A 26914-nucleotide genomic window follows, 5' to 3' on the forward strand; every position below is an offset into this window, starting at 1 on the left:
GATGGCCGTCGCGACCGGGAAGTCCTTTGCCAGCCGCTTCGGCGTCCACATCGCCGTGCTCGTCTTCGTCGCCATCTGGACCGTGCCGACGCTCGGCATCCTGGTCTCGTCACTGCGCGACAAGGACCAGATCATCGCCTCGGGCTGGTGGAACTCGTTCTCCAGCTCCAGCCAGACCGAAGCCGGCCGCCTGCCGCCGGCCTCGGCGCAGGTCGAGAAGGACGGCAAGTTCGTGCTTGCCGGCAATATCTTCGGCGACGGTGCTGCGCGCAACATCAGCGCCTTCGGCGTCAAGTCGGCGGCACCGACGCAATATCCGGCCGGCACCACTGCCGATCTCGGCGACGGCGTGACCTTGCAGCTCAATGCCGACGGAACGTTCGTCATGAGTTCGCCCAAGGCTTTCGAAGGCGACCGTGGCCAGCGCGTCTATTACGCCTCGTCGGCGCCACCGAAATTCACCACCGACAATTACCAGACCGTGCTGTTTTCGGAGGGCATCGGCCGCTCGTTCATAAACTCGCTGACCGTTACCATCCCGGCGACGGTCATCCCGATCCTGATCGCCGCCTTCGCCGCTTATGCATTGGCGTGGATGCGTTTTCCCGGCCGCGCCTTGCTGATCGCCACAATCATCGGCCTGCTGGTCGTGCCGCTGCAGATGTCCTTGATCCCGCTTTTGAAGATCTACAACGGCGTCGGCATCTTCTTCGGTGTGCCGTCGAAAACCTATCTCGGCATCTGGCTGGCGCATACCGGCTTCGGCCTGCCCTTCGCCATCTATCTCCTGCGCAGCTACATTGCCGGCCTGCCGCGCGAGATCATGGAATCGGCGCGCATAGATGGCGCCAGCGATTTCGAAATCTTCGTCAAGATCGTGCTGCCGCTGTCCTTCCCGGTGCTGGCGTCCTTTGCAATCTTCCAGTTCCTGTGGGTGTGGAACGATTTGTTGGTGGCAATGGTTTTCCTCGGTACCGAAGGGGACCAGATCGTGCTGACCGCGAAGCTCAACGCGCTGCTCGGCTCGCGCGGCGGCGACTGGGAAATCCTGACGACATCGGCCTTCGTCACCATTATCGTGCCGCTGATCGTGTTCTTCTCGCTGCAGCGCTATTTCGTCCGCGGGCTGCTGGCCGGCTCGGTCAAAGGAGGTTGAGACTTATGCAAGCCGCTTTGAAGGCGACCTCGAAGCCCGATCTCGCCGTCGATCGCGACTGGTGGCGGGGCGCGGTGATCTACCAGATCTATCCGCGCTCCTATCAGGACTCCAATGGCGACGGCATCGGCGACCTCAAGGGCATCATCCGCAGGCTGCCCTACATCGCCTCGCTCGGCGTCGACGCCATCTGGATTTCGCCCTTCTTCAAGTCGCCGATGAAGGATTTCGGCTACGACGTCTCGGACTATTGCGACGTCGACCCGATGTTCGGGACGCTCGCCGATTTCGACGCGCTGGTTGCGGAAGCCCATCACCTCGGCCTCAAGGTGATGATCGACGAGGTGCTGTCGCACACCGCCGACAACCATCCATGGTTCAAGGAGAGCCGCGCCAGCCGTAGCAATCCCAAGGCCGACTGGTATGTCTGGGCCGACGCCAGGCCGGACGGCACGCCGCCCAACAACTGGCTGTCGATCTTCGGCGGCTCGGCCTGGCAGTGGGACACCAGCCGCCAGCAATATTATCTGCATAATTTCCTGTCCGAGCAGCCGGACCTCAACTTCCACAATCTGCAAGTCCAGGACGCGCTGCTCGACGTCACCCGCTTCTGGCTGGAGCGCGGCGTCGACGGCTTCCGCCTCGACACCATCAATTTCTACTTCCACAGCCACGGGCTGGAGAACAATCCGCCGCTGCCGCCCGAAGAGCGCAACGACCAGACAGCACCTGCGGTCAATCCCTACAACTACCAGGACCATATCTACGACAAGAGCCGGCCGGAAAACCTTGCCTTCCTCGAACGGTTCCGGGCGCTGCTCGACGAATATCCGGCAACCGCCGCAGTCGGCGAAGTCGGCGATTCGCAACGCGGACTGGAAGTGGTCGCCGCCTACACCGCCGGCGGCAAACGCGTCCACATGTGCTATTCCTTCGATTTCCTGGCGCCGGAAAAGATCAGCGCCGCCAAGGTGCGCCAGGTGCTGGAAGCCTTCGGCAAGGTCGCCAGCGACGGCTGGTCGTGCTGGGCCTTTTCCAACCACGACGTGATGCGTCCGGCCTCGCGCTGGGCCGCCGACGAGGCCGACCCGGCCGCCTATCTGAAGGTTATCTCGGCGCTGCTGATGTCGCTGCGCGGTTCGGTCTGCCTCTATCAGGGAGAGGAGCTTGGGCTGGGCGAAGCCGAGTTGCAGTTCGAGGATCTGCAGGACCCCTACGGCATTCGCTTCTGGCCCGAATTCAAGGGCCGCGACGGCTGCCGCACGCCGATGGTGTGGGATGCAACCGCCAGCAATGCCGGCTTTTCGACGGCCAAGCCCTGGCTGCCGGTGCCGGGCAAGCACTTGTCGCAAGCGGTCAATGTTCAGCAGGGCGACGCGGCCTCGCTGCTCGAGCACTACCGGCGCTTTCTCGGTTTCCGCCGCCAGCATCCGGCCCTGGCCAAAGGCGACATCGAGTTCATCGAAAGCGAGGGCGACACCGTCGCCTTCACTCGCCGTGAGGGCAATGAGCAGATCGTCTGCGTCTTCAATCTGGCCAGCAAGCCGGCCGAGGTCGATCTCGGTGGTCAGGCGCTGCTGCCATTGGCCGGGCACGGTTTTTCGGGACAATCCGGCACAGGTTCCATCCGCCTCGGCGGCTACGGCGCCTGGTTCGGGCGCATCGACTGAGTTTTTGACGAAACTGGATTTTTTGAGGAAATCCAGGTTCTCTAGGGAAATCACTGGGAGGAAATTATGGCCGATGTCACGCTGAGACAGGTGAAGAAATCATACGGCAATCTGCACATTCTCCACGGCATCGACCTCGACATAAAGTCGGGCGAGTTCATCGTCTTCGTCGGCCCGTCGGGTTGCGGCAAGTCGACCTTGCTGCGGTCCATCGCCGGGCTTGAGGAGATCACCTCCGGCGAGCTGAAGATCGCCGGCGAGGTGGTGAACGACGTGCCGCCTTCCAAGCGCGGCATTGCCATGGTGTTCCAGTCCTATGCGCTCTATCCGCACATGACCGTCTACGACAACATGGCCTTCTCGATGAAGATCGGCAAGGAAAGCAAGGCCGAGATCGACAAGCGGGTGCGGCAGGCCGCCGAAATCCTGCAGCTGACCAAATATCTCGACCGCCTGCCCAAGGCGATGTCGGGCGGCCAGCGCCAGCGTGTCGCCATCGGTCGCGCCATCGTGCGCAATCCGAAAGTGTTCCTGTTCGACGAGCCGCTGTCGAATCTCGACGCGGCGCTGCGCGTCGCGACCCGCATCGAGATCGCCAAGCTCAAGGAATCGATGCCTGCCACGACCATGATCTACGTCACCCACGATCAGGTCGAAGCGATGACGCTCGCCGACCGCATCGTCGTGCTGAAGGATGGCCATATCGAGCAGGTCGGCACGCCGATGGACCTCTACAAGAAGCCCGGCAATCTGTTCGTTGCCCAGTTCATCGGCTCGCCGGCCATGAACATCCTGCCGGCGACAATCGACAGGACGGGCAACCCGACAATCGTCAGCCATGTCGGCGGCCGCAAGGCAACGGTGCCGATCGCAACGCCGGCGTCAGCAAAGGGTGCGGCAGTCAGCTTCGGCGTGCGGCCGGAGGATCTGTCGGCCGCCACCGGCGCGGAATATCTTTTCGAGGGCGTGGTGGACTATGTCGAGCAACTCGGCGAGGTGCAGCTTGTCTATGTCGATATCGGCCGCGCTGACCTGCCGTTGGTGACCAAGCTGCCCGGCAATGTCGAGGTCAAGCGCGGGGCAAAGCTGCGACTGACCGCGGATGCCGGGGACCTGCACATCTTCGACGCCGATGGGCACTCCTTCTCGCTCAAGCCGGTGGAAGTGAAGGCGGCTTGAGATAGCTGCGTCGTACAGGCATGAAAAAAGAGCGGCGGGCCCGGCCCGCCGCTCTTTTTTTAAGCTTCGGCTGTTAGTTGTTGCCGAACCGATCCCTGTCGCTGCTCTGAGGAACGAACTTCTGTTGGTCGTTCGACGAGTTCAGCAGCTTGTAGACCGCCGAGTTGGTGCCGGTCGACGAAGTGCGGGTGGTGTCGACGGCAGCGGCCGGCTGGTTGGCGCCATTGGAGCCATAATTGTCGCTGCCGGCAAAGGCAGCGCTCGAAACAGCCAGAACGGCTGCGGTGGCAAGAACGATCTTCTTCATTTTAGTCTCCTGAATTTTTCTGATGCCGCCAGCTGCAGCGGATAAGCCCGCCACGTGCTGGAAACCGGCTTTTAGCGGCCGAAAAGGTTACGGTCGGCACCGTGGGCAGGCGCCTGCTCGGCTGGAGCCGACTTCTCAACCGAAGCCGTATGGCCACTATCGGTCGACGTAATCGCAGGCTGGTTGGCGCCGTTCGAACCGTAGTTGTCGCTGCCGGCGAAAGCGCTGCCGGAGATGGCCAAAACGGCGGCGGCAGCAAGGATGATCTTTTTCATTTCAAATACTCCTGAATTTTTTGGGATCCCGAGAGCGACGGGTTAGCCGCCCTTCTTTGGTCGGGATCAGCGATTGCCGTAGAGGTCGCGGTCGGCGCCCTGAACGACAGGCTGCTTGTCAGCGTGCGCCGGCTTCTGAATGGAAGCCGTATACGAGCTGTCGACCGAGACGGCTGGCTGGTTCGCACCATTGGAACCGTAATTGTCGCTACCGGCGAAGGCGCTGCCGGTGATCGCCAAAACGGCTGCGGCAGTGAGGATGATCTTTTTCATTTTTAGGACTCCAGTTTGTCTGTCCGTCTAGCGGCGTGTCTTGGGAGGAATTCGCGTCGATCGGACAGCCCCGATGTGGGAAAGCCATAGGCTGGTTTCCAATCACGAAGTTGTTCCGTGTGGACCACGGTCCTGCACCTTGAAATTGTGCCAGGAAGTTCCTCTATGGTCATTTATCGCATTGTTTTCAGTCGCTTATGCCGAACCGAGTGGTTCGCTCCGACGTCGGTTTCCGGGCCGTCGTCCACACCGTCCTGCACGCATTGTCAACAGAAACGAACCGTTCGGTTCGATTAGAGATTGCTAATAGTAACTTTTCGATACCGTTGAGCCATTTTTGCCCGCGATCGAACTGGATCGGCAGCGATTCGAAACGGCGATGATGGCGTCGCAAGAAACGTCTCAGCTCTTTGACCGGGGGCGGGGGGCGTAAGCCGCGCGTGTCGCGCCGCATGGATATGATGTCGCTTTCATGCCGACGTCGCGATCGCTGCCGTGATTAGATGATCGCATCTCAGGTGCCGCTTCGTGACGACGCAGCGGAGAATTGGGAAGCCGGTCAGAATCCGGCGCTGCCCCCGCAACGGTGGTGGAGTTCAAGTCGCAACGGGAGACCACTGGGCAAGAGCCTGGGAAGGTGTCGCGATGGTCCGCAAGGACAACTCCAGAGCCCGGAAACCAGCCCGAGATGCCTAGACTCGACTGATCGCGGTGGGCGGTCAAGAGGTGGATAGTGCATGTCCGGCGCCGCGCCGGCCTGCGTCCGATCCTTCCTCCATCACCACCAAGTTCAGTCCTTAAACCACGAGGACAGAACTATGGATACGCGCAACGACATGCTGAGGCTCCTGAACGGCCGCAAGCAAGGCTTTTCGCTGGAACAGCCCTTCTACACCGACCCGGACTATTTCAAGCTCGACATGGAGCTTATCTGGTATCGCGACTGGCTGTTCATCGGCCATGATTGCGAACTGCCGAAGCCCGGCAGCTATATCACCGTGCAGATCGGCGATTATCCGGTGGTGCTGGTCCGCGACCAGAAGGGCAACATCAACGCCTTTCACAATTCCTGCCGCCATCGCGGCAGCCGTGTCTGCAACACTGAGAAGGGCATGGCGGCAAAGCTTGTCTGCCCTTATCACCAGTGGACCTACGAGCTTGACGGCCGGCTGCTGTTTGCCCGCCAGATGGCCGACGGTTTCGACAAGAGCCAGTTCGGCCTGAAGCCCGTCGCCTGCGAGAGCGTCGGCGGCTACATCTTCATCTGCCTGGCGAAAGAACCTGCCGACTTTGCGCCGATGCGCGCCATGATAGAGCCCTACCTCAAGCCGCACCGGCTGAATGAAGCCAAGGTCGCCTTCGAGAGCACCATCATCGAGAAGGGCAACTGGAAGCTGGTCTGGGAAAACAACCGCGAATGCTATCACTGCGCCGGCAATCATCCGGAGCTGTGCAAGACATTCCCCGAAGCGCCGACGGTGACCGGCGTGCAGGGCGCCGACAGCGATCCGGAGATGCTGGCGCACTGGGCGAAATGCGAGGCGGCGGGCCTGCCGAGCAAGTTCCGCATCGATCCGGCCGGGCAATACCGCGCCACCCGCGCGCCGCTGCTGCGCGATGCCGTCAGCTACACGATGTCGGGAAAGCGCGCGGTGACGAAGAACCTGTCCGACACTGTTGCCGCCGACCGCATCGGCACCTTGATGCACTACCACTATCCGACGACCTGGAACCACATCCTGATCGACCATGCGGTCACCTTCCGGGTGCTGCCGATCAGCGCCACGCAAACCGCGGTGACGACCAAGTGGCTGGTGCACAAGGATGCGGTCGAGGGCGTCGACTACAACCTTGAAGAACTGACCCATGTCTGGACCGAGACCAACGACCAGGACCGCCGCATCGTCGAGGAGAACGCCTTCGGCATCCTGTCCCCGGCCTATGAGCCCGGCCCCTATTCGGAGCTGCATGAGGGCGGCGTGATCCAGTTCGTCGAATGGTACGCGGCCTTCATCGGCCCGCGCCTTGCCGAAGGCGGCCGGCCGGCGCTGCGCAGCGTCGCGTGAGCTGGAGCAGGCGAAGAGGGACCAGAGGATGAATGCGATGACGGATCTTGGGCTCTATCGCCATCTCGACCAGATGGCGCCGTGGAACGATAGGCTGCAGGTGCTGGAAGTGATCGGCGTCAGCGACGAGGCGCCTGACGTCAAGACCTTCACCTTCCGCTCCGACAACCAGACCTGGTTCCGCTACAAGCCGGGCCAGTTCCTGACGCTGGAACTGCCGACACCGGACGGGCCGCTGATGCGCACCTACACGCTGTCGTCGTCGCCGTCGCGGCCGTTTTCGATCGCGGTGACGGTCAAGGCGCAGGCCGGCAGCATCGGCACGCGCTGGATGTTCGACCATCTGATGCCCGGCTCGCACGTCAAGGCCTATGGACCGGCGGGCGACTTCTCGTTGCACAGCCACCCGGCGGCCAAATACCTGTTCATTTCGGCTGGCTCCGGCGTGACGCCGATGATGTCGATGCTGCGCTGGCTGAACGACTGCGCGCCATGGACCGATGTCGGTTTCGTCAACTGCGCGCGGCGTGCCGAAGAGATCATCTTCCGCAAGGAACTCGAACTGCTCGGCGGCCATATGCCCGGCCTGTCGCTCGGCTTCATGATCGAGGAACGTTCCAGCCGCGAGGGCTGGTACGGTCATATGGGGCGCATCGACGCGATCCGGCTGCCCTTGCTGGCTCCGGATTTCCGCGAGCGCGAAATCTTCTGCTGCGGCCCCGATCCGTTCATGCGCGCCGTGCGCGGCATGCTGGAGGCCGCCGGCTTCGATATGACGAAATACCATCAGGAGAGCTTTGCCGCGCCCGTGGTGGAGGAAATCCCGGCGCCGTTTGCTTCACCCGCTGAAGACGGTGCTGTTGCACCTGTCGAGGCTGTGACGCCGATCCGCTTCTCGCTTTCGGAGGTCGACGCCGGCTGCGTTGCCGGCCAGACCGTGCTGCAGACGGCGCGCAGCTCGGGCGTGCGGATACCCGCCGCCTGCGAGTTCGGCCTGTGCGGCACCTGCAAGGTGAAGAAGGTCTCCGGCGAAGTCGAGATGAGCCACAATGGCGGCATCCTCGACCACGAGATCGACGACGGTTTTATCCTTGCCTGCTGCTCGAAACCGTTGTCGGCGCTCGAAATCGAGGCTTGAGCCGGTCGACTTCGCCGCAATGGTCGCCGACGCAAGCGTTGTGTTCGCGGGTCTTTGTCTTGCCAAGCATAGGCCGAGTGATTTAGACGCACTTAGGAAGGGCTGGGCAGACCGTGAAACCGGCGCATCCCTTCATGGGCGCATGGAACGGGGGACAGAGCGATGCAACAGCGGGTCTACGCGGTCGCAAGCAAGGACATCGTTTTCGAATCATTCGATGGCGAAGCCGTCGTTCTCGATCTTTCGAACGGTAAGTATTTCGGCTTTTCCGATTCCGGCAGCCGGGTCTGGCAGGCTTTGTCGTCCGGCGTCGCCACTGAAGCGCTGGTCGGAGCTGCCGCGGGCGCCGCAAAAATAAGCCTAGCCGACCTCGAAAGCTTCGTTGCCCGACTGCTCGATTTCGGGTTGCTTGCGCCAGCCGAAACACCGGCACAACCGCTTTCGGGCGAGCTGTCGGCTGCGCTTGCTGCCAGCAATGAGCCGCTCAAGGTCGATGTCCATGACGACCTTGCCGATCTCATCATTGTCGACCCGATCCATGAGGTCGAGGAACCTCTCGGCTGGCCGGCGGTGAAACAGGCATAATCGTTTCCCTAAAGCGCGTCGCGTTTGACGGACTCAGGCGACGCGGTTTAGATCTTTGATTTTATGCATGTCGTCGTCTCAAAACCGGGGCCACCCCGAGCGACATGCATCAGGCGACCCGGCGCAATTCTGGACGCTGAACAACAACACATGCCTTTGATCACGCTGCAAACCCTGCCGGATTATGCCCGCCATGTGCTGGCGGCCGCGGAAAGCGCCGCCGCCTTCTATCCCGTTACCGCCGGGGTGCGGTTGCCGGGACTGGACCTGAGTGTCCACCTCGACCATGGCACGCTGGCGGAAGCCATGAGCCATGCCTTCATACCGGCCCCGGAAAATCCGTCTGCATCTGACGGCTGCCGCATTTTCGTCGCCCACCCGGCCATCGATGGCGTCCCCGCCCCGGCCACCTGGGGCCGAGGCGATTACAACCATCATGCCTTTGCCAACCGGCTGGAAGAGGCCGGATTGCGCGGCAGCTACTATCATGACCTCGACTTCTGGCAGTTCCATGATCCGCAACGCCATGTCGGGGCGCAGCTGATGATGTCGGCCAAGGCCTTTCCGCCATGGGAACAAGGGGCGCCGCTGCGCGCCTACCTGCATTGGGAATATGCGGCGCGCGGCATGCGGCTTACCCATGCCGGCACGCTGGGCATCGATGGCAAGGGCGTGCTGCTGGCGGGCTCTGGCGGAGCCGGCAAATCGGGAACGGTCGTCGCCGGCCTGCTCAATGGGCTCGATAGCGTCGGCGACGACTATGTGCTGATCGACCGGACCGAGGGGGTGACGGCCTATCCGCTGTTTGCCACGCTCAAGCAGGATCCGGAGGGCTTCAGGCGGCTGAAGCTGGAGGAGCGGCTAGAGTCGTACCAACCGCTGAACTGGCAAGGCAAGCATGCCTTTCACATCGACGAGATCGCGCCTCGACCAACTCCTGCAAGTCTGGACATTATTGCTTTGATAGTGCCCCATATCAGGGGAGGTGCGAGAAGCTCGGTCATGCCCATATCGCGCAAGGATGCCATGATTGCCCTGGCGCCGTCCGGCCTCGTGGAGCTGCCGGGCGAACGGGAAGCGGGCTTTCGCTTTTTCAGCGAGCTTACCCGCGACCTGCCATGCTACCGGCTGTCGCTGGGGACCGAGCCGCAGGAGATCGCCGGCACGATTGCGGATTTCGTCCTTCGGGGCGCCGCATGAAGTTGAGCGTCATTGTGCCGGTCTACAATCGGGAGATCTATGTCGTTTCGACGTTGCGGTCCCTGCTCAGGCAACGCGACGATGCCGATCTCGATATCATCGTTGTCGACGATGGCTCGACGGATAGCTCCGTTGAAGCAGTCCGCGCCATCATGCGGGAAGCGTCGTGCATCCGCCTGTTCCAGCAGGCCAACCAGGGCGTGGCCAACGCGCGCAACACAGGGCTCAAGCAGTTGCTGCCGCACACCGAACTGGTGTCGTTCCTGGATTCGGACGACGTCTCGCCGGCTGGACGATTCAAGGCTGACCTACCCCTGTTCGCGGCCGACCCTGCGCTCGAGCTGACCTACTCGCTGATGACGCGCGTCGATCTCATGGACGACGAAACCCTCCAGCCGGCACCGGGCGGCGCAGGTCCCACCGTGCGCGGCGTCAGCCTTAGCGCCGGGATATTCCGCAGGGCACTCATCGACCGTACCGGTGCTTTCGACGAGGAGTTCCGGCAGGGCGAAGACGCCGACTATCTGCTGCGCATTTTCGAAACCAGCCCGAAGCACATTTTTCCCGCCACCGTCGCGGTATACTACCGGCGCCACCCCGGCAATTTGACCAAGCAAAGGGATGTGGCGGTGCGCGAATATCTGCGTGTAATTCAGAAATCCTTGCGGCGGCGCAAGGCCGATCCGTCGCGGCGCCCGGTCGAGGGGCTTTTCGAGATCAAGCGCCCGGCAGAGTGGTGAAAGAATGAACAGATCACAGCCTGGAATGCGTGCGTGAAGCTGAGCGTGATCATGCCGGTCTACAACCGCGAACGCCATGTCGGCTCGGCGCTGCGCTCGCTGCTGAGGCAGCGCGACGCCGCCGATCTCGACATCATCGTTATCGATGACGGTTCGACCGACAGTTCGGCGGCAGTCGTGCGCTCGCTGATCGCGGAGGCGCCGTGCATTCGCCTTTTCCAGCAGCAGAATGCCGGGGTGACGCGGGCACGCAACGCGGGCCTGCGGCAATTGCTGCCGCAGACCGGGCTGGTATCGTTTCTCGATTCGGACGACATTTCCCCGCCGGGCCGCTTCAAGGCGGATCTGGCCTGTTTCGACGCAGACCCCACCCTCGAGCTGACCTATTCGCGCATGACGCTGGTCGACGACATAGATGACGATACGCTGGAGCCGACAGCCGACAGCCACTCGGTGACGGTTCGCGGCATTCACCTGTCTCCCGCTATCTTCGTCCGGCGGTTGGTCGAACGCATCGGCAGCTTCGACGAGGATTTCCACCAGGCCGAGGACACCGACTATCTGCTGCGCACTTTCGAAAGCGGGCCGAAATTCACGATGCCCGAAACTGTTGCGCTCTATTACCGGCGCCATCCCGGCAACATGACCAGGCAGGCCGATGTTCCTTTTCGCGAATTCATGCGCGCCGTCTACAAGTCGATGAAACGGCGCGAGGCCGACCGCTCCTTGCACCCTGTCGACGGCATCTTCGATTTCAAGGAACTTGCGAATTGGCGTTTCCTGTGATGGCCAGCTACGGCGTCGTCATTCCGGCCTTCAACGCGACCGCCACCATCGCCGAGACGCTGCGATCGGTCGCGGCCCAGACGGTCCAGCCCGACGCCATAATCGTCGTCGATGACGGCTCGACCGACGATACGGTCGCGGTGGTCAATGCGCTGGGCATGCCGGTGCAGGTGTTGCGCCAGGACAATGCCGGACCAGGCAGCGCCACCACCAGGGGCATCGCCGCGCTGGCGACGCCCTTCGTCGCCACGCTCGATGCGGACGATCTGTGGCTGCCGACCAAGATCGAAAGGCAGCTGGAGCATTTCGAGCGGTTTCCCGCGACGGCAGGAGTCTTTGCCCACTGGCGGACGTTTCGCGATGACAAGCCCGATGTGCAACAGGACGTGGCCGTGGCGGGCTGGTCGCGCACGACGATGATGATCCGCCGGGAGGTAGCCGAGGCCGTCGGTCCGATCATCGACCCGCAAGGCGGTCGCGGCGACATGGTCGACTGGATCGCCCGTGTCCGCGAGGCGGGCTTTGCGCTTGCCATGCTCGACGATGTCCTGACCTTGCGCCGCATCCGGCCCGACAGCATGTCCTATGGACGCGACCCCGTGCGCGACCGCGGTTATGTCGAAGTCGTAAGGCTGGCCATGCAAAGGCGAGCAGCGAAAAAGGCGAGCGCCGACTGATGGCCAATGCCATGCGCCGTATCGGCCGTCGGTTTCCGGACTATGGTTGGTCATGGCCAACTGGCGGACTCGACCAGCTGCTGAAGGCCGCATTGCTCCCCGATGAAGAGGCGGCCGGGGGCTATGCGGCGCGCTGGCTCGACGAGAACGACATCGACCATGTTGCCTTCCGCGAGCATCGGCTGCTGGCCGCGATCTCCGACAGGTTTGGCCGCAAGCTCGCTGGGCATCCGGCCTATCCACGTCTTGTCGGCCTGCAAAAGATGCTGTGGACCAAATCGCGGCTGGCTGCGCGCGAGGCCGAGCCGGCGCTACAGGCCATGATCGACGCCGGCTGCGCGGTGATGCTTATCAAAGGCGCCAGCCGCATCGCCGTCAACGCGTCGGCGCAGCGCGGCCGGGTGGCGCATGACATCGACATGCTGGTGCGCCCGCAGGCCATGATTGCCGCCTTCGATGTGCTTAGCGAACGCGACTGGCAGATCGCCACCGGCGTCAGTCCGCAATATCTGCGCACCAGGCTGGCGTCCTTGCGTTCGATGAATTTTTTCAAGGGCAGTTTCGGCGACATCGACCTGCACCAGCTCGCTTATGACGGGTCGCAGCAAAGCGCGGAAGATGATCTGGCGATCTGGCAGCGGGCGCTGTCAGCCGATTTCAATGGCGTCCGCGTGCTTGTTCCCTCTCCGGCCGACCGCATGGCGCTCGCCATCGCACATGGCGGCCTCGATGCCCACACCCACAGCGACTGGCTGGTCGACTGTGCGGTCGCCATCGAGAGTGGCGCAGTCGACTGGGGCGTGTTCGCCGACGTCGTCGCCAAGCGGGGCCTCGCCGTCGCCGCGGCGGTGGCGCTCTCCTATCTCTGCCTGGAGATCGGCATTGCGGTGCCGGAGGCCGAACTTGCAAAGACGATTGAGTTGGCCGACCGCGCCGGCCTGTCGCGCTGGTCCTCGGTGCTGCAGGCCAAGCCGCGCACCGATTTCGGCGGCCTCGTTTGGCTGTCGCGCGGCTTTGCCAAGCAGTTGCGCCTCAAACGCAAAAAGGGCCGCCTGCAGCAGCCGACGCCCGCCGTCTGGCGCGGCAGGCCGACATTGCGCAAGGCAAGAGCGACGTCGGCGCCGTTTGCACTTTCCCAGCCCCTGCCGCGTCCGGACAGGACTGGAGCGATGGTGCTGGACGTCACCGTCAGGATCGTCGTTCCACCAATCCGGCGCCGCATTGAGATGGAAATCAATGCCGGCGGCGGCCATGTCGCCCGCCTGCGTTCCATGGTGACCAGCCGCGCCGGCGGCGGACGTGTGCTGCGCTTTCGCGGCAAGGTAACGGTGGACGACACCGGCCGGCCTCTGGTGATCGAGGCACGGCCATCGCGCCAGTTCCGCAACTGGGACAATGAGGCCGAAGTCGCCGCCTATGGCGCGCTGCCGTTCCAATTGCTGTCGGCAAGGTTTTCACCCACCTGAGAGCGGGTGGCTGTTTCCATGAAACGGTGAACCACTGTGGCCCTCTCAGACGCCATAGCGCTCGGTGCGGATGATTTCCGCTGATATGCCGGCGTCGATCAGCGCCTGGGCAGCCGCCGAGACGAAGGCGTTCGACCCGCAGACGAAGGCGAGCGCCGGCGGCCGCGGCAGCCGCGTGAGCGCCTGCATGACCATTGCCGTGTCGATGCGCCTCGAATAGTCGGACGGGCGCCGTACGGCCTCGCGCGTCAGCGTCAGCACCAGCTCGAACCCGTCGCGGCGGTCACCGAGACCGATCAGCTCGTCGCGGAAGATCACCTCGTCCCAGACCCGCACCGAAAACATCAGCGCCACCGGCACCGCCGATTTGCGCCAGGTTCGATGCCGCACCATCGCCATCAGCGGCACCACGCCGGAGCCGCCGCCGACCAGAAGCAGCGGCCCGCCATCCCCATCGGACCAGACGAAATGGCCGCCGAGCGGCCCGCGCAGTTCGATCTCGTCACCGACCGCGGCGATGTCGTGGAAGAAGGGCGAGACTTCACCGTCGTCGAGCTTCTCGATCGCCAGCTCGATCGTGGCGCCGCTCTCCGGCGCCGAGGCGATGGAATAGGAGCGGCGCGCCTGGTAGCCGTCAGGCGCCGTCAGCCTGACGTCGACATGCTGTCCGGCGCGATAGGCGAATGGCCGTGACAGCGCGAAAAAGAAACTGGTGACGCGTGGCGTCCGCTTTTCGATCCGGGTGATTTTCGCCGTCTGCCAGGGAGATTGCGGCGCTTCGCTCATGGATCGCCGCTATAGCGCTGCTCGCGCCACGGGTCGCCATAGATGTGATAGCCGCGCAATTCCCAGAAGCCCGGCTCGTCGCGCTCGGTGAACTGCAGCCCGTTCAGCCATTTAGCCGATTTCCAGAAATAGAGATGCGGCACCAGGAGCCGCGCCGGGCCGCCATGGTCGGCAGTGATTGGCTTGCCTTCATAAAGCAGCGCCACCATCGCCTTCCCCGCGGTGAGATCCTTGGCCGGCACGTTGGTGGTATAGCCGTCATAGCCATGCGCCAGCAGGAAGCCGGTCGGCGCTTCGATGCCTGCATCGGCAAGGATGTCGTCGACCAGCACGCCTTGCCAGGCGGTATCGAACTTGGTCCAGGCGGTAACGCAATGGATGTCGCGCGTCATCTTGGTCAAGGGCAGCGCGTTGAACTCGGCCCAGTTCCATTTCTTGATCCGGCGCGGCCCGTGCTTGAGCGTGAACGACCAGTCCTCGGTGCGCACGCGCGGCGTCGGCCCCGCCGACAGCACCGGAAAGCCCTGTTCGAGATACTGACCGGGCGGAATGCGCGCATCGGTCTCCGTCGGAGGCTTTCGACCGGAGGAAAAACCGCGAGTGACCATCGGACTGTCCGTTTTTAGCAGGCCATTGCCGGCCTGCCGTAATGTTCTCGAAGATGTCGCGGCGGGCAACAGGAATTTTGGCGGGGCCGTGCGGCAGGCCTGCCGATCGTTCAGCGAGCCCGCCGCATCATGACTCAACCGGCGGCGAAGGGTACGGCGACGAAGATTTGCGCGTCGCCCCGGTCGACCAAAAGCAGCACCGACTTCCGGCCCGATCTGCCGGCCTCGGCGATCGCCTGGTTGGCTTGCCGCGCATCCCGCACGGGCGACCGGTCGACGGCGACGATGACGTCGCCCGGCTGCAGGCCGGCATTGGCAGCTGCCTTGTCCGGATTGACGCGCTCGACCACGGCGCCACGCTGGTTCCAATCCCAATGTCGTCAGAGGCCTCCGGTGCGCCTGAGATAGGCTGTGGCGATCTCGCGCATCCGGTTGCCGTCGAAGCTCGGCCCATGGCCGCCATGGCCGAGGCGAACAGGCAGGTCAAGGAGCCGCTGCATGGTACGGCGATAATCAGGCCGGGAGGAATCCGGCAGGTCGTCGATCAGCGTGGAATCGTAGATGGCGTCGCCGGCAAAGAACAGGCCGTCTGCCTCGTCGAACAAAGCGATCGAATCCGGCGAATGTCCGGGCAGATGCAGGACGCGGAACTGCCGGTCGCCGAGGTCGACGATGTCGCCCTCGTCCAGCGTGCGCGTCAGCGGCGCCGGCGGAATCTTGTAGTCGGCCGCCGTCCAGCCCGGCGCCGGCAATTTCGAAACGGCGCCGTCGAGATTACAAAACATGTAGGCGTAGGTCACCTGATCGTTCATGGTCTCGAAATGCTCGGCACTGTGCCGCGGCCCGGCGCGCAGCGGAAACTCGTGCAGCGAGCCGACATGGTCGAGATGGATGTGGGTGGCGACAACGATGAGCGGCTTGCCCTCGGGCGTGTCGATCTCAGGCGCCAGCGGGCAGATGCCCATGCCGGTGTCGACCAGCAGGTCGGCGTCGCGTCCCCTGAAATGCCAGATGTTGGCGCGCACGAAATCATGCACGAACGGCTCGGTCAGCATCGTCGTGCGGTCGTCGATGATCGTCTTGCCGAACCAGTCGCCGACAACGCGCTCGCCACCAAAACGGGTGCCGCCAAAACGGCCGCCCATCAGACGAAGGGCTTTCCCACCTTGTATTTTTCCGGCACCAGCCGCTTCAGGTAAGCCATGCCCGCTTCCGACAGCTGGTTGACATCGGGCTTCATGAAATCGTCAGGCATATGGCGCGTCTTGCCGGCGACGTTCTTCAGCGGCACCTTCTTCAGCACGGTTTTCGTGCCGTCATATTGCAGCGCCACCGAGCCACCGCCTTCGCCGGCAACGGCAACCGCGAAGGCGCCGGCGTCGAAAGCCTCCCGCGCGTCGACGGCGCTGATCGCGCCGACATAGCCGCGCGGCATGTAGCCAAGCGCATCGACGCGGGCGCGCTTGCCCGGCAGGCCTTCGGCGAGCGCACGTTCCAGAGCTGACGGCAGGTCGCTGCCCGACAGTTTGACGTTGCCATGCGCGTCGCGCTCGAGCTTGTCCGGCGGCACCAGGCTTTCGACCAGCGCCTTGCCGTCGGCGGTGCTGACACCTTCGGAGACGGCGACGATGCAGCGCTTGTGGCGGTCGAGCGTGGAGCGCACGTCGTCGATGAAACCGGCGGCGGAGAATGGCCGTTCCGGCACGTAGACCAGATGCGGGCCGCTGTCGGGATCGAGCTGCCAGGCTGCAGCCGCCGCGGTGAGGAAGCCGGCATGCCGGCCCATGACGATGCCGACATAGATGCCGGGCAATGCGCGGAAATCGAGATCGACGGACAGGAAGGCGCCGGCGACGAATTCGGCCGCCGAGATGAAGCCCGGCGTGTGGTCGTTTTCCTCGAGGTCGTTGTCGATGGTTTTTGGCGCATGGACGAAAGCGATGCTGCCGCCGGCGGCGTCGGTCAGAATCTGCTGCGTGCCCGACGTGTCGTTGCCACCGATGTAGATGAAAGCGTCGGCGCCGGCCTTCTTCAACCCGTTGAGGATGACTTCGCAATAGGCAGCGTCGGGCTTGTCGCGTGTCGAGCCGAGCGCGGCACTCGGCGTGCCGGCGATCAGCCGCAGCCGGTCCTCTGGGATGGCGGAGAGGTCGACATAGTTGCCGTCACGAATGCCGCGCACGCCGTGGAGCGAGCCCAGCACCTTGGCGCCGGGATGGCGCTTGCGGACTTCCAGCGTGGCCCCGACAACCGTCTGGTTGATGACGGCGGTCGGGCCGCCGCCCTGTGCGATGACAAACGTTCCAGCCATGCTCGATCTCTCCCGGCGCTGTGGTTTTCAAGGCACCTTGGCCTAGCTTGCCGCATCGCGCAACGGGAGTTTCCAGCGGCGCCAAACCGCCGCACAGGATCAGACGACCACGACCGGGTTCTTCTTGGAAACGCGGCTGTAGAGGTCGATGATATCCTGGTTGATCAGGCGCACGCAGCCCGACGACATCGCCTGGCCAATGCTCGCCCATTCCGGCGAACCGTGTATGCGGTAGCCGGTGTCCTTGCCGTCCTGGTAGATGTAGAGGGCGCGTGCGCCGAGCGGGTTGGTGAGGCCACCGGGCTGGCCGTTTTGCCATTTCACCAGTTCCGGCTTGCGCTGGATCATCTCCGGCGGCGGCGTCCAGGTCGGCCATTCCTTGCCGTACTGGATGTTGGCGCGGCCGGACCAGCGGAAGCCGTCCTTGCCGATGCCGACGCCGTAGCGGATGGCGTCGCCGCCCTCCTGCACCAGATAGAGCTTTCGCTCCTGCAGATGGACGACAATCGTGCCGGGCGCCTCGCCGGTCTCGTTGACGACGATCTGGCGGCGGAACTCCGGCTTGACCTTCTGATAGGGCACCGCCGGCACTTCGAAGCCGCCATCGTTTAGCGAAGCGTACATGACATCGGGGCCGGTGACGTTCTTGTCGACGCTGATCGCCGGACGGATCGGCCGCACCGAGCCGGTGACCGTGTCATCCAGCTGGAATTGCGGCAGCTCGAGCGTCGAAGTGCTGCAGCCGGCCATGCCGAGCAGCGTCATGGCGCCGGCCCCTGACAGGACGAAGCGGCGGGAATAGAGATGTTCGGTCTCGTTTGCGTCGCCATTTGCTGGCGGCGTCACATTCTGCGGCAACTCACGCATGCACCCAAACCCTACGCTGTCGGCGGGAAACACGGTCCGGCCGGATAGCAGGCAGTTTCGCCAAACATGGTTGAAAAAGGGTGAAGGCCCAACGACCGGCATTAAACTTGTGCCGCCAATAGCCGCAGCGGTCGGGCGAAATGGTCCGCCGTGTATTTTTGGGAGAGGGCTCTTTACATTCCTCCGCACACGAGGATTTATCCTTTTCTTTGCGCTCAAGGAGACAAAGATGTCGTTCGAAAACTGGGCCGCCTTCGCCGCCGCCTCCACCGTTCTGCTCATCATTCCCGGCCCGACCATTCTTCTGGTCGTGTCCTATGCGCTGGGCCAGGGCTGGCGCACCGCCTTGCCGATGTCCGTCGGCGTGGCGCTGGGCGACTTCACCGCCATGACCCTGTCGATGCTGGGCATCGGCGCGCTGCTGGCCGCGTCGGCGACCGTGTTCACCATTCTGAAGCTGATCGGCGCCTGCTATCTGATCTATCTCGGGGTAAAACTATTTCGCGCCGGCGGCGCGCTCAAAGCCGAACCACGCACAGATGCCGTCTCGGCCGCCAAGATGATGGCGCACGCCTGGCTGGTCACCGCACTCAACCCGAAGAGCATCACCTTCTTCGTCGCCTTCCTGCCGCAGTTCCTCAACCGGGAAGCCGATTTCTGGGCACAGATGCTGATCTTCGAAGCGACCTTCCTGGCGCTCGCCTTCGCCAATGCCTTCGGCTACGCGCTGATTGCGGCGCGCGCCCGCAACGTCGTACGCAACCCCAAGGCGATCCGCATCTTCAACCGCACCGGCGGCACGCTGCTGGTCGGCGCCGGGATCGCCACGGTGGCGATGCGCTCGGGCAATTAGGAACTGCGGAGCATCAGGGCCGATATGGCAGTAAGAGATCCATTCGGCCTAATGTTTTCGGGCGCGACCGAGGCCGGGTTTTCACCCTACAGCCAGGCCGTTCATGAATTGCAATGCTTCGTCGGCGACCCGGTCGGCTCCGTTGACCGCGCCATATCGGCGGATCCCGGTTTCGTCATGGCGCATGTCTTCAAGGGGTATCTGTTCGGCCTCGCCACCGAACGCGAGGCAATGGCGGTCACCCAGGCATGCCATGCTGCGGCACTGCCGCTTGCCGCGACGCCGCGCGAACAGGCGCATGTGGCGGCCCTTGGCCACCTTGCCGAGGGACGCTGGCATGACGCCGCGCGCCTGCTCGAAGATATCGCCATCGACAACCCGCTCGACGTGGTGGCGTTGCAGGTCGGCCACCAGATCGACTTCTTCACCGGCAATGCCCGCATGCTGCGCGACCGTATCGGCCGCGCGCTACCGTCCTGGCAGAGCGGCATGCCAGGTTATCACGCCATTCTCGGTATGCAGGCCTTCGGTCTCGAGGAGATGGGCGACTATATCAGAGCCGAAAGTTTTGGCCGACAGGCGATCGAGATCGAGCCGCGAGACGGCTGGGCGCAGCACGCGGTCGCCCATGTCATGGAGATGCAGAGCCGGCAACGGGACGGCATCGCCTGGATGCGCGCCAATCCCGAGGCGTGGACCAAAGAGAGCTTCCTGCAGGTGCATAATTGGTGGCATCTGGCGCTGTTCCACTACGATCTCGGCGAGACCGACGAGGTGCTCAAACTCTATGACGGGCCGATCTATGGCGAGCGTTCGACGCTGGCGCTGAACATGGTCGATGCATCCGCGATCCTGTGGCGGCTTTATCTCGGCGGTGTCGATGTCGGCGACCGCTGGGCAGCGCTCGCTGCCAACTGGGCGCCGAAGGCTGGAGCCGGCAATTACGCCTTCAACGATGCGCATGCGATGATGGCATTCGTCGGCGCCGGTCTCGAAGCGCCGGTCAAGATCTTGCTCGAAGCCCAGCACGAGGCGATGCGCGGCAGCGACGACAACGCCGCCTTCACCCGGGATGTCGGCCAGCCACTGACGGAAGGCATCAAGGCATTCGGCGAGGGCAATTACAGCGAAGCGGTGCGCCTGATCCGACCGATCCGCGCCATTGCCCATCGCTTTGGCGGCAGCCACGCCCAGCGCGATGTGATTGATCTCACGCTGATCGAGGCGGCGTTGCGCGCCGGCGACACGGCGCTTGCCTGGGCGTTGACGGCCGAGCGCGCACTGGTCCGGCCGGACAGTCCGCTGTCGGCGCTGTTTTCGCAACGCGCCGCCAATTTGTCAGAGAATTGACCCGCGGCGGATCTTGTTTTAAAAACTGGCGAGCCAGATTTTTTCGAGACCCGAAAAAATTAATGGCAATGGGAGGAATGCATGTATCTCGGCCTCGATCTCGGCACGTCGGGCGTCAAGGCGCTGTTGATCGATGCCGGGCAGAAGATCATCGGCTCCGGCCATGCTTCGCTTGACGTATCGCGGCCGCATCCCGGCTGGTCCGAACAAAACCCCGCCGACTGGATCCGCGCCTGCGAGACCGCCATTGCCAAGCTGAAAGCCTCGCACCCGAAAGAGCTTGCCGCGGTCAAGGGCATCGGCCTTTCCGGCCATATGCATGGCGCCACCTTGCTCGATGCCGGCGACCAGGTGCTGCGCCCCTGCATCCTGTGGAACGACACGCGCAGCCACGCGGAGGCCGCCGCGCTCGATGCCCACCCGCACTTTCGCCAACTCACCGGCAACATCGTCTTCCCCGGTTTCACGGCGCCGAAACTCGCCTGGGTGAAGAACAACGAGCCCGCGGTTTTCGCCAAGGTTGCAAAAGTGCTTTTGCCGAAGGATTACCTTCGGTTCTGGCTGACCGGCGAGCATATCTCAGAAATGTCGGACTCCGCCGGCACCTCCTGGCTAGATGTCGGCAAACGGCGCTGGTCCCCCGAATTGCTTGCGGCGACATCGCTCGACGAAAGGCAGATGCCGTCGCTGGTCGAAGGCACGGAGAAGGCCGGAGCCTTGCGCGCCGAACTGGTCGCCAACTGGGGCATAGCATCAGGCGTCCCGGTGGCAGGTGGCGCGGGCGACAATGCGGCTTCAGCCTGCGGCATGGGCACGGTCGGCGCCGGCCACGCTTTTGTGTCGCTGGGCACATCTGGCGTGCTGTTTGCTGCCAACGCTTCCTACCTGCCCAATCCGGCAAGCGCGGTGCACACCTTCTGCCATGCCCTGCCCAACACCTGGCACCAGATGGGGGTCATCCTGTCTGCGACCGATTCGCTGAACTGGCTGTCGGAGATTTCAGGCAAGAAGGCCGGCGAATTGACCGCCGAACTTGGCGATGTGCTGAAAGCGCCGAGCGGGGTGTCGTTCCTGCCCTATCTCTCGGGCGAGCGCACGCCGCACAATGATTCCGCCATTCGTGGGTCCTTCACCGGACTGGCGCATGAATCCGGCCGCGCGGTGCTGACGCAGGCCGTGCTTGAAGGCGTCGCCTTCGCATTCCGCGACAGTCTCGAAGCCTTGAAGACCGCCGGAACGGATTTGACGCGGGTGACGGCAATCGGCGGCGGCTCGCGCTCGCGCTACTGGCTGAAGGCGATCGCTACGGCGCTGCAGGTGCCCGTGGACATTCCGGCCGACGGCGATTTCGGTGCTGCCTTTGGCGCGGCGAGGCTTGGTCTGATCGCGGCGACAGGGGCTGATCCGCTGGCGGTGTGCACGGCGCCGAGGACGGATGCGACGATCGAGCCGGATGCTGCGCTTGGCGGGGCGTATGCCGATGCCTATCAGCGCTACCGGGCGCTGTATCCGGCGATCAAAGGCGTGACCGCGTGAGTCGGCGCGAGGCACCCCCCTCTGCCCTGCCGGGCATCTCCCCCGCAAGGGGGGAGATCGGCAGCGTCGGCGGGTATGCCAGTCTTGTAAGGTGGGTGATTAGCGAAGGCGTGGATGCCAGCCAATCTCCCCCCTTGCGGGGGAGATGCCCGGCAGGGCAGAGGGGGGTGTCTCGCGCCACCCTTAATCGATCACTGCGCCGGCACCTTGTCCAGAAACCCGGTGACGCTCTTCAGGCGCCCATTTTCGATAACACCGATATCGGTGCCTTCGATAACCGACGGCACGCCTTCCGGCCCAAGATTCCACGAGAAGCGGATGCGGTCGCCAAACCCGTCCGGCGTACCCTTCAGCGAGAACCGGAAGCCGGCGAAGCGCTGCTGTACGCCGTCGATCAGCCCAGCAACGCCGGCGTGGCCGTCGCCCTGCATGAGCGGATCGCGGTAGCTGACGTCTTCGGTGAAGGTGGCCTTGAGCAGTTCGGCACGGCGATCCGCATCGGCCTCGTTCCAGGCGGTGATGTAGTTCTCGGCGATCGTGTTGAGGTCGGTCATGGTCTGTCTCCTTCGTTGAGTGGCTTTGACACGAGCCTTTTCACCCCAAGCGAGAGCGAAACCAATTACGCCTGAGGTAATCAGGGCGAACTATTCGAGAGAGGACAGAAATCATGAGCAGCGGATTTTTCGGCGACATCAAAGCGATCAAGTATGAGGGGCCGGATTCGACCAATCCGCTGGCCTACCGCTTCTACAATCCCGACGAGGTGGTGGCCGGCAAACGGCTGGAAGACCATCTGCGCTTCGCCGTCGCCTACTGGCATTCTTTCGCCTGGCCGGGCGGCGATCCCTTTGGCGGCCAGACCTTCGACCGGCCCTGGTTTCCCAAGGCTGGCGGCATCGACACGATGGAGCTGGCCAAGCTGAAAGCTGACGTCGCCTTCGAGATGTTCTCGCTGCTCGGCGCCCCCTATTTCTGCTTCCACGACGCCGACGTGCGGCCGGAAGGCAAGGATTTCTCCGAAAGTGCCGCGCGGCTCGACGAGATCGCCGACTATTTTGCCGCCAAGATGAAGAAGACCGGCGTCAAACTGCTCTGGGGCACGGCCAACCTGTTCTCCAACCGCCGCTTCATGTCGGGCGCCGCCACCAATCCCGATCCGGATGTCTTCGCCTATGCGGCGGCGACGGTGAAAAGCTGCATCGACGTCACGAAGCGGCTGAAGGGCGAGAATTATGTACTGTGGGGCGGGCGCGAGGGCTATGAAACGCTGCTCAACACCGATCTTGCCCGCGAGCAGGAGCAGGCTGGGCGCTTCCTCAGTCTCGTCGTCGACTACAAGCACAAGATTGGCTTCAAAGGCACGATCCTGATCGAGCCGAAGCCGCAGGAGCCGACCAAGCATCAGTACGACTACGACGTTGCCACGGTCTACGGCTTCCTCAAGCGCTTCGGGCTGGAGAAGGAAGTGAAGCTGAACATCGAGCAGGGCCACGCGATTCTTGCCGGCCATTCCTTCGAGCACGAGCTGGCGCTGGCCAATGCGCTCGGCGTCTTCGGCTCGATCGACATGAACCGCAACGACTACCAGTCGGGCTGGGACACCGACCAGTTCCCCAACAATGTGCCCGAGATGGCGCTGGCCTATTACCAGGTGTTGCAGGCCGGCGGCTTCAAGACCGGCGGCACCAATTTCGACGCCAAGCTGCGCCGCCAGTCGCTCGACCCGCAGGACCTGCTGATCGGCCATATCGGCGGCATGGATTCCTGCGCACGAGGCCTCAAGGCAGCCGCCAAGATGGTCGAGGACAAGGCGCTGTCGGGTCCGCTGGCCGAGCGCTATGCCGGTTGGAACACGGCCGAGGGCAAGGCGATGCTGTCGGGCAAGCGCTCGCTGGAAGACATCGCCGAGCGCGTGGTGAAGAAGAAGATCGAGCCGCAGCCACGCTCCGGCCGCCAGGAGTTGCTGGAAAACATCGTCAACCGCTACGTCTGAGGGCGGAAAGCCGATTCGTTGTGCTCAAGGGTGGCTGGATAACATTCCGGCCGCCCCGGAATGGGGTTTGCGCAAGACCCTATCCGACGACAAGGGTTTGCCCTTTGGCGCCCCTCAATGACCTCGCTCTTGCCTTCAAACTGCCGTCACGTATCTCGTATAAGGATGCGGTTGTGGCGGGTGAAAAGGAAGGAGGCGAACCGATATGCAGCATGAACGCGAAATCGACGCCCTGCTCTCATCCGGCGAGACCGGATCGATCATCGACCGGCTGATGGCGCTGCCGCGGCCGACCGACAGCGTGAAAAACGAATGGGATCGTGCTGTCAGCAGCCGATTTGAAGTCCGTCTGGCGAGGCAGATGCGCTCGCAGATGGACGCCGGCAGCGATCGACAGAACGCAGCCTGATCTCCCTTTGTCTGTGCATGTCGTAATCCCAAAACCGCGACACACTTTTGGGCGACATGCATCAACCTCGGCGCAGCCTGACCGGGGCTTCGCCGAACGCTCTTGAAAACGCTCTGGAAAATGCCGCGGCGGACGAGAACCCCGTCCGCCCGGCAATATCCGCCATGGCGATCCGCGTGTCGACCACCAGCCGCCGCGCCGCGCCCAGCCGCAGCCTGAGATAATATGCGCCCGGCGTCTCGCCGATCGACTTGCGAAAAATGCTCTCCAATGTCCGCGCCGTCACCCCGGCGCGTTTTGCCACCGCGTCGATGGTCAGCGGCTGGTCGACATGCGATTCCATCAGCCGGATAGCCTGCGCCAGACGCGGGTCGTAGCCGTCGAGCCGGCCGAGCGAGACCAGCGGCTGCGCGTCGGTCGCGGCGCGCGCCTGGTCGTAGATGAAGACGCTGGCGACATCGAGCGCGACGGCCATGCCGAGCCGGGTGCGGATCAGATGCAGCATCAGGTCGAAGGTCGGCGACGCCCCGCCCGAGGTGAACACCGGTCCGTCGATGACGTAGCGGTCCGGACGCACGTCGACGCCGGGAAAGGCGGAGGAAAAATCCTCCATGTCTTCCCAATGGGTGGTGGCGCTGCGGCCTTCGAGGAGGCCGGCGCGCGCCACCAGCCATGTGCCGGCCTCGACGCCGCCGCAGGCGCGAGCCGCGCGGGCCGCTCGCCGTAATCCGGAAAGCAGAGCCGATGTCGCGTAATTCTGGGTGCCGAAGCCGGCGACGACGACAAGCACGTCGGTCGGCTCGGCCGCATCGAAGCGGCCCCTGACCGCCACCGGCAGGCCGCATGTGGTGACCGGCGCCTCGCCGGTGACCGAGACCAGTTTGAAATCGAACAGCGTCTCGCCTGAGATGCGGTTGGCGGCGCGCAGCGGGTCGACGGTCGACGCCACGCACATGATGGACGAGCCTGAAAACACCAGCAGCGTCACCTTGAGCGGCGATCGCTCAGCGCGAAAGATGGTCGGTTTTTCGCTTTTGATCACGAGAGCTTCGTAAATTGCAAAACAGTTTCCGGCAAGTCGGTCATTGTTAGGGTCTGTTTCTATGGGGAGGAGATGTCCATGCCGCTCGCGATGAACCGTGAGGTTTTCATTACCTGTGCCGTGACCGGGTCCGGCGGCTCGCAGGACCGCTCCCCGCATGTGCCACGCTCGCCCAAGCAGATCGCCGATTCGGCGATCGATGCGGCCAAGGCCGGTGCCGCCATCGTCCACTGCCATGTCCGCGACCCCGAGACCGGCAAGCCGCGCCGCGATGTCCATCTCTACCGCGAAGTGACGGACCGCATCCGCGCGGCAGAAGTCGATGTGATCCTGAACCTGACCGCCGGGATGGGCGGCGACATGGTGTTCGGCTCACCGGAAGCGCCGCTGCCGCTCAATGAAAAAGGCACCGACATGGGCGGCGCCACCAACCGCATGGAACATGTGCGCCAGTGCCTGCCGGAAATCTGCACGCTGGATTGCGGCACCATGAACTTCGCCGAGGCCGATTATGTCATGACCAACACGTCCGGCATGCTGCGCGCCATGGGCGGCATGATGACGGCGCTCGGCGTCAAGCCGGAGATCGAAGCCTTCGATACCGGCCACCTCTGGTTCGCCAAGCAGCTGGTCGAAGAAAAGGTCTTGAATCCCGACGCGCTGGTGCAGCTCTGCATGGGTGTGCCGTGGGGGGCGCCGGACGACCTCAACACCTTCATGGCCATGGTTAACAACGTGCCGTCGACCTGGAACTGGTCGGCCTTCGCCATCGGCCGCAACCAGATGGCCTATGCAGCCGCTGCAGTGCTCGCCGGCGGCAATGTCCGCGTCGGTCTCGAAGACAATCTCTGGCTCGACAAGGGCGTGCTGGCCACCAATGCGCAGCTGGTCGAGCGCGCCGCCAGCATCGTCACCAATCTCGGCGCCAGGATTTTGGGGCCGGAGGAAGTGCGCAGGAAGCTCAACCTCACCAAGCGGGCGCCGATCGCAGCGGCTGCTTAAGACGGGAGCGGATCATGGCTACCGTCAAATTCACTGCGATGAAGGATGGCGACAGGCAAGACTATGAGTTCCTGACCGCCCATGAGATCGACTATGCCGCCAAGACCGGCGAGCGGCTGCTCGACGCTTTGGTGCAGCTCGACGAAGGCCTGTCCGGCTACAAGATCACCCGGCTCGGCCATTCGCTGCAGGCGGCGACTCGTGCCTGGCGCGACGGCGCCGACACCGACTGGATCACCTGCGCGCTGCTGCACGACATCGGCGACATCTACGCTCCCTACAATCACGACGAGTACGCCGCTTCGATCCTGAAACCTTTCGTGCGCGAGCAATGCACCTGGGTGGTGGAAAAGCATGGCGACTTCCAGCGGCTCTATTACGCGCATCATCTCGGCGGCAACCGCCACGCTCGCGACCGCTTCGCCGGCCATGCCTATTTCGACGATTGCGACCAGTTTTGCGAACGCTGGGACCAGTCGAGCTTCGACCCGGACTACGACACGCTGCCGATCGAATTCTTCTGGCCCTTCGTGCTCGAAGTCTTCGCCCGCAAGGCCTACGACCCCTTCGTGATCCGCTCCGGCGAGCGCGTGCCTCTCATCGACCCCGAAACCGCCAAGACAAGAACCGGAGCCTGAC

At 63.5% G+C, this 26914-nt stretch carries 28 protein-coding genes, 1 pseudogene and 1 riboswitch; of the genes and pseudogenes, 18 read left to right on the plus strand and 11 right to left on the minus strand.

What is annotated here, in order from left to right; genetic code table 11:
* Position 1 precedes the first annotated feature (1 nt).
* The 3 genes from NKI06_RS05295 to NKI06_RS05305 all read left to right on the plus strand — a co-directional run bounded on the left by NKI06_RS05295 (position 2) and on the right by NKI06_RS05305 (position 4005).
* Positions 2–1156, plus strand: a complete 1155-nt coding sequence (locus NKI06_RS05295; protein WP_023702525.1) for a carbohydrate ABC transporter permease — start codon at positions 2–4, stop codon at positions 1154–1156.
* A gap of 5 nt (positions 1157–1161) precedes the next feature.
* Entirely contained in the window at positions 1162–2826 is a 1665-nt protein-coding gene (bglA, locus tag NKI06_RS05300) for a beta-galactosidase BglA (protein ID WP_352984360.1), read from the plus strand.
* Between the two features lie 66 nt (positions 2827–2892).
* Entirely contained in the window at positions 2893–4005 is a 1113-nt protein-coding gene (locus NKI06_RS05305; RefSeq protein WP_023668888.1) for an ABC transporter ATP-binding protein, read from the plus strand.
* 73 nt (positions 4006–4078) lie between these two features.
* Here the strand turns inward: NKI06_RS05305 and NKI06_RS05310 are convergent, their stop codons facing one another.
* The 3 genes from NKI06_RS05310 to NKI06_RS05320 form a co-directional block, all read right to left on the minus strand.
* On the minus strand, positions 4079–4312 hold the full coding sequence (locus NKI06_RS05310; RefSeq protein WP_023715518.1) for a DUF680 domain-containing protein: 234 nt from the start codon (positions 4310–4312) through the stop codon (positions 4079–4081).
* A gap of 71 nt (positions 4313–4383) precedes the next feature.
* Positions 4384–4587, minus strand: coding sequence for a DUF680 domain-containing protein (locus NKI06_RS05315; protein ID WP_023668886.1), 204 nt, complete (start codon positions 4585–4587; stop codon positions 4384–4386).
* A 66-nt stretch (positions 4588–4653) separates the two neighbouring features.
* Positions 4654–4860, minus strand: a complete 207-nt coding sequence (locus NKI06_RS05320) for a DUF680 domain-containing protein (protein ID WP_023668885.1) — start codon at positions 4858–4860, stop codon at positions 4654–4656.
* Positions 4861–5359: 499 nt separating this feature from the next.
* Positions 5360–5561: riboswitch (cobalamin riboswitch) on the plus strand.
* Positions 5562–5678: 117 nt separating this feature from the next.
* Here NKI06_RS05320 and NKI06_RS05325 point away from each other — a divergent pair.
* The 8 genes from NKI06_RS05325 (at position 5679) to NKI06_RS05360 (ending at position 13518) form a co-directional block, all read left to right on the plus strand.
* Entirely contained in the window at positions 5679–6926 is a 1248-nt protein-coding gene (locus NKI06_RS05325; protein WP_023715520.1) for an aromatic ring-hydroxylating oxygenase subunit alpha, read from the plus strand.
* A 37-nt stretch (positions 6927–6963) separates the two neighbouring features.
* A complete protein-coding gene (locus tag NKI06_RS05330) occupies positions 6964–8064 on the plus strand; it encodes an FAD-binding oxidoreductase (RefSeq protein WP_352984362.1) in 1101 nt (366 codons plus the stop codon).
* Positions 8065–8226: 162 nt separating this feature from the next.
* On the plus strand, positions 8227–8649 hold the full coding sequence (locus NKI06_RS05335) for a PqqD family protein (protein WP_023668882.1): 423 nt from the start codon (positions 8227–8229) through the stop codon (positions 8647–8649).
* Positions 8650–8799: 150 nt separating this feature from the next.
* Entirely contained in the window at positions 8800–9849 is a 1050-nt protein-coding gene (locus NKI06_RS05340; protein ID WP_352984364.1) for a serine kinase, read from the plus strand.
* A complete protein-coding gene (locus NKI06_RS05345; protein ID WP_352984365.1) occupies positions 9846–10589 on the plus strand; it encodes a glycosyltransferase family 2 protein in 744 nt (247 codons plus the stop codon). The genes NKI06_RS05340 and NKI06_RS05345 overlap by 4 nt, the downstream gene beginning before the upstream one ends.
* Before the next feature lie 33 nt (positions 10590–10622).
* Positions 10623–11375, plus strand: a complete 753-nt coding sequence (locus tag NKI06_RS05350; RefSeq protein WP_352984367.1) for a glycosyltransferase family 2 protein — start codon at positions 10623–10625, stop codon at positions 11373–11375.
* Positions 11360–12052 carry a glycosyltransferase family 2 protein gene (locus NKI06_RS05355; protein WP_245260052.1) on the plus strand — a complete coding sequence of 231 codons (693 nt, stop codon included), beginning with the start codon at positions 11360–11362 and terminating at the stop codon, positions 12050–12052. The genes NKI06_RS05350 and NKI06_RS05355 overlap by 16 nt, the downstream gene beginning before the upstream one ends.
* Positions 12052–13518 (plus strand): nucleotidyltransferase family protein, encoded by a 1467-nt coding sequence (locus NKI06_RS05360; RefSeq protein ID WP_352984370.1) that lies wholly within the window; start codon positions 12052–12054, stop codon positions 13516–13518. Before NKI06_RS05355 ends, NKI06_RS05360 begins: the two co-directional genes overlap by 1 nt.
* 45 nt (positions 13519–13563) lie before the next feature.
* Here the strand turns inward: NKI06_RS05360 and NKI06_RS05365 are convergent, their stop codons facing one another.
* From NKI06_RS05365 to NKI06_RS05390, 6 genes and pseudogenes are all read right to left on the minus strand, one after another.
* Positions 13564–14304 (minus strand): FAD-binding oxidoreductase, encoded by a 741-nt coding sequence (locus NKI06_RS05365; RefSeq protein WP_352984372.1) that lies wholly within the window; start codon positions 14302–14304, stop codon positions 13564–13566.
* A complete protein-coding gene (locus tag NKI06_RS05370; RefSeq protein WP_023696910.1) occupies positions 14301–14912 on the minus strand; it encodes a sulfite oxidase-like oxidoreductase in 612 nt (203 codons plus the stop codon). Before NKI06_RS05370 ends, NKI06_RS05365 begins: the two co-directional genes overlap by 4 nt.
* Before the next feature lie 134 nt (positions 14913–15046).
* A pseudogene (locus NKI06_RS05375) lies at positions 15047–15277 on the minus strand (PDZ domain-containing protein); the annotation flags it as partial.
* A 15-nt stretch (positions 15278–15292) separates the two neighbouring features.
* A complete protein-coding gene (locus NKI06_RS05380) occupies positions 15293–16057 on the minus strand; it encodes an MBL fold metallo-hydrolase (RefSeq protein WP_031196287.1) in 765 nt (254 codons plus the stop codon).
* Positions 16057–17223, minus strand: coding sequence for a diphosphate--fructose-6-phosphate 1-phosphotransferase (locus tag NKI06_RS05385; RefSeq protein WP_023746592.1), 1167 nt, complete (start codon positions 17221–17223; stop codon positions 16057–16059). Before NKI06_RS05385 ends, NKI06_RS05380 begins: the two co-directional genes overlap by 1 nt.
* A gap of 99 nt (positions 17224–17322) precedes the next feature.
* Positions 17323–18090, minus strand: coding sequence for a L,D-transpeptidase (locus NKI06_RS05390; RefSeq protein ID WP_023668871.1), 768 nt, complete (start codon positions 18088–18090; stop codon positions 17323–17325).
* 229 nt (positions 18091–18319) lie between these two features.
* Between NKI06_RS05390 and NKI06_RS05395 the strand changes: the two genes are divergently transcribed.
* The 3 genes from NKI06_RS05395 (at position 18320) to xylB (ending at position 21829) form a co-directional block, all read left to right on the plus strand.
* Positions 18320–18943 (plus strand): LysE family translocator, encoded by a 624-nt coding sequence (locus NKI06_RS05395; protein WP_023715525.1) that lies wholly within the window; start codon positions 18320–18322, stop codon positions 18941–18943.
* 24 nt (positions 18944–18967) lie between these two features.
* Positions 18968–20293 carry a tetratricopeptide repeat protein gene (locus tag NKI06_RS05400; RefSeq protein ID WP_023702516.1) on the plus strand — a complete coding sequence of 442 codons (1326 nt, stop codon included), beginning with the start codon at positions 18968–18970 and terminating at the stop codon, positions 20291–20293.
* A gap of 81 nt (positions 20294–20374) precedes the next feature.
* Positions 20375–21829, plus strand: coding sequence for a xylulokinase (gene xylB / locus NKI06_RS05405; RefSeq protein WP_023828615.1), 1455 nt, complete (start codon positions 20375–20377; stop codon positions 21827–21829).
* A gap of 191 nt (positions 21830–22020) precedes the next feature.
* Here the strand turns inward: xylB and NKI06_RS05410 are convergent, their stop codons facing one another.
* The gene (locus NKI06_RS05410; protein WP_023668867.1) at positions 22021–22383 is read right to left on the minus strand and encodes a nuclear transport factor 2 family protein; all 363 of its coding nucleotides are present in this window, start codon (positions 22381–22383) and stop codon (positions 22021–22023) included.
* A 113-nt stretch (positions 22384–22496) separates the two neighbouring features.
* On the opposite strand from NKI06_RS05410, the gene xylA reads away from it, so the two are divergent.
* Together xylA and NKI06_RS05420 are read left to right on the plus strand one after the other, a co-directional pair.
* Entirely contained in the window at positions 22497–23822 is a 1326-nt protein-coding gene (gene xylA / locus NKI06_RS05415) for a xylose isomerase (RefSeq protein ID WP_352654574.1), read from the plus strand.
* A gap of 205 nt (positions 23823–24027) precedes the next feature.
* A complete protein-coding gene (locus NKI06_RS05420; RefSeq protein WP_023668865.1) occupies positions 24028–24231 on the plus strand; it encodes a hypothetical protein in 204 nt (67 codons plus the stop codon).
* A gap of 61 nt (positions 24232–24292) precedes the next feature.
* Here NKI06_RS05420 and NKI06_RS05425 read toward each other — a convergent pair whose 3' ends face one another.
* The gene (locus NKI06_RS05425) at positions 24293–25273 is read right to left on the minus strand and encodes a GlxA family transcriptional regulator (RefSeq protein ID WP_023668864.1); all 981 of its coding nucleotides are present in this window, start codon (positions 25271–25273) and stop codon (positions 24293–24295) included.
* A 78-nt stretch (positions 25274–25351) separates the two neighbouring features.
* Here NKI06_RS05425 and bcoG point away from each other — a divergent pair, with 78 nt between their 5' ends.
* Positions 25352–26275 carry a 3-dehydrocarnitine:acetyl-CoA trimethylamine transferase BcoG gene (gene bcoG, locus NKI06_RS05430; RefSeq protein ID WP_352984376.1) on the plus strand — a complete coding sequence of 308 codons (924 nt, stop codon included), beginning with the start codon at positions 25352–25354 and terminating at the stop codon, positions 26273–26275.
* Between the two features lie 14 nt (positions 26276–26289).
* On the plus strand, positions 26290–26913 hold the full coding sequence (locus NKI06_RS05435; RefSeq protein ID WP_023831233.1) for an HD domain-containing protein: 624 nt from the start codon (positions 26290–26292) through the stop codon (positions 26911–26913).
* The last annotated feature ends 1 nt before the right edge of the window (position 26914 follow it).

The sequence above is a fragment of the Mesorhizobium sp. M0772 genome (genome assembly GCF_040320135.1).
Classification (GTDB): Bacteria; Pseudomonadota; Alphaproteobacteria; order Rhizobiales; family Rhizobiaceae; genus Mesorhizobium.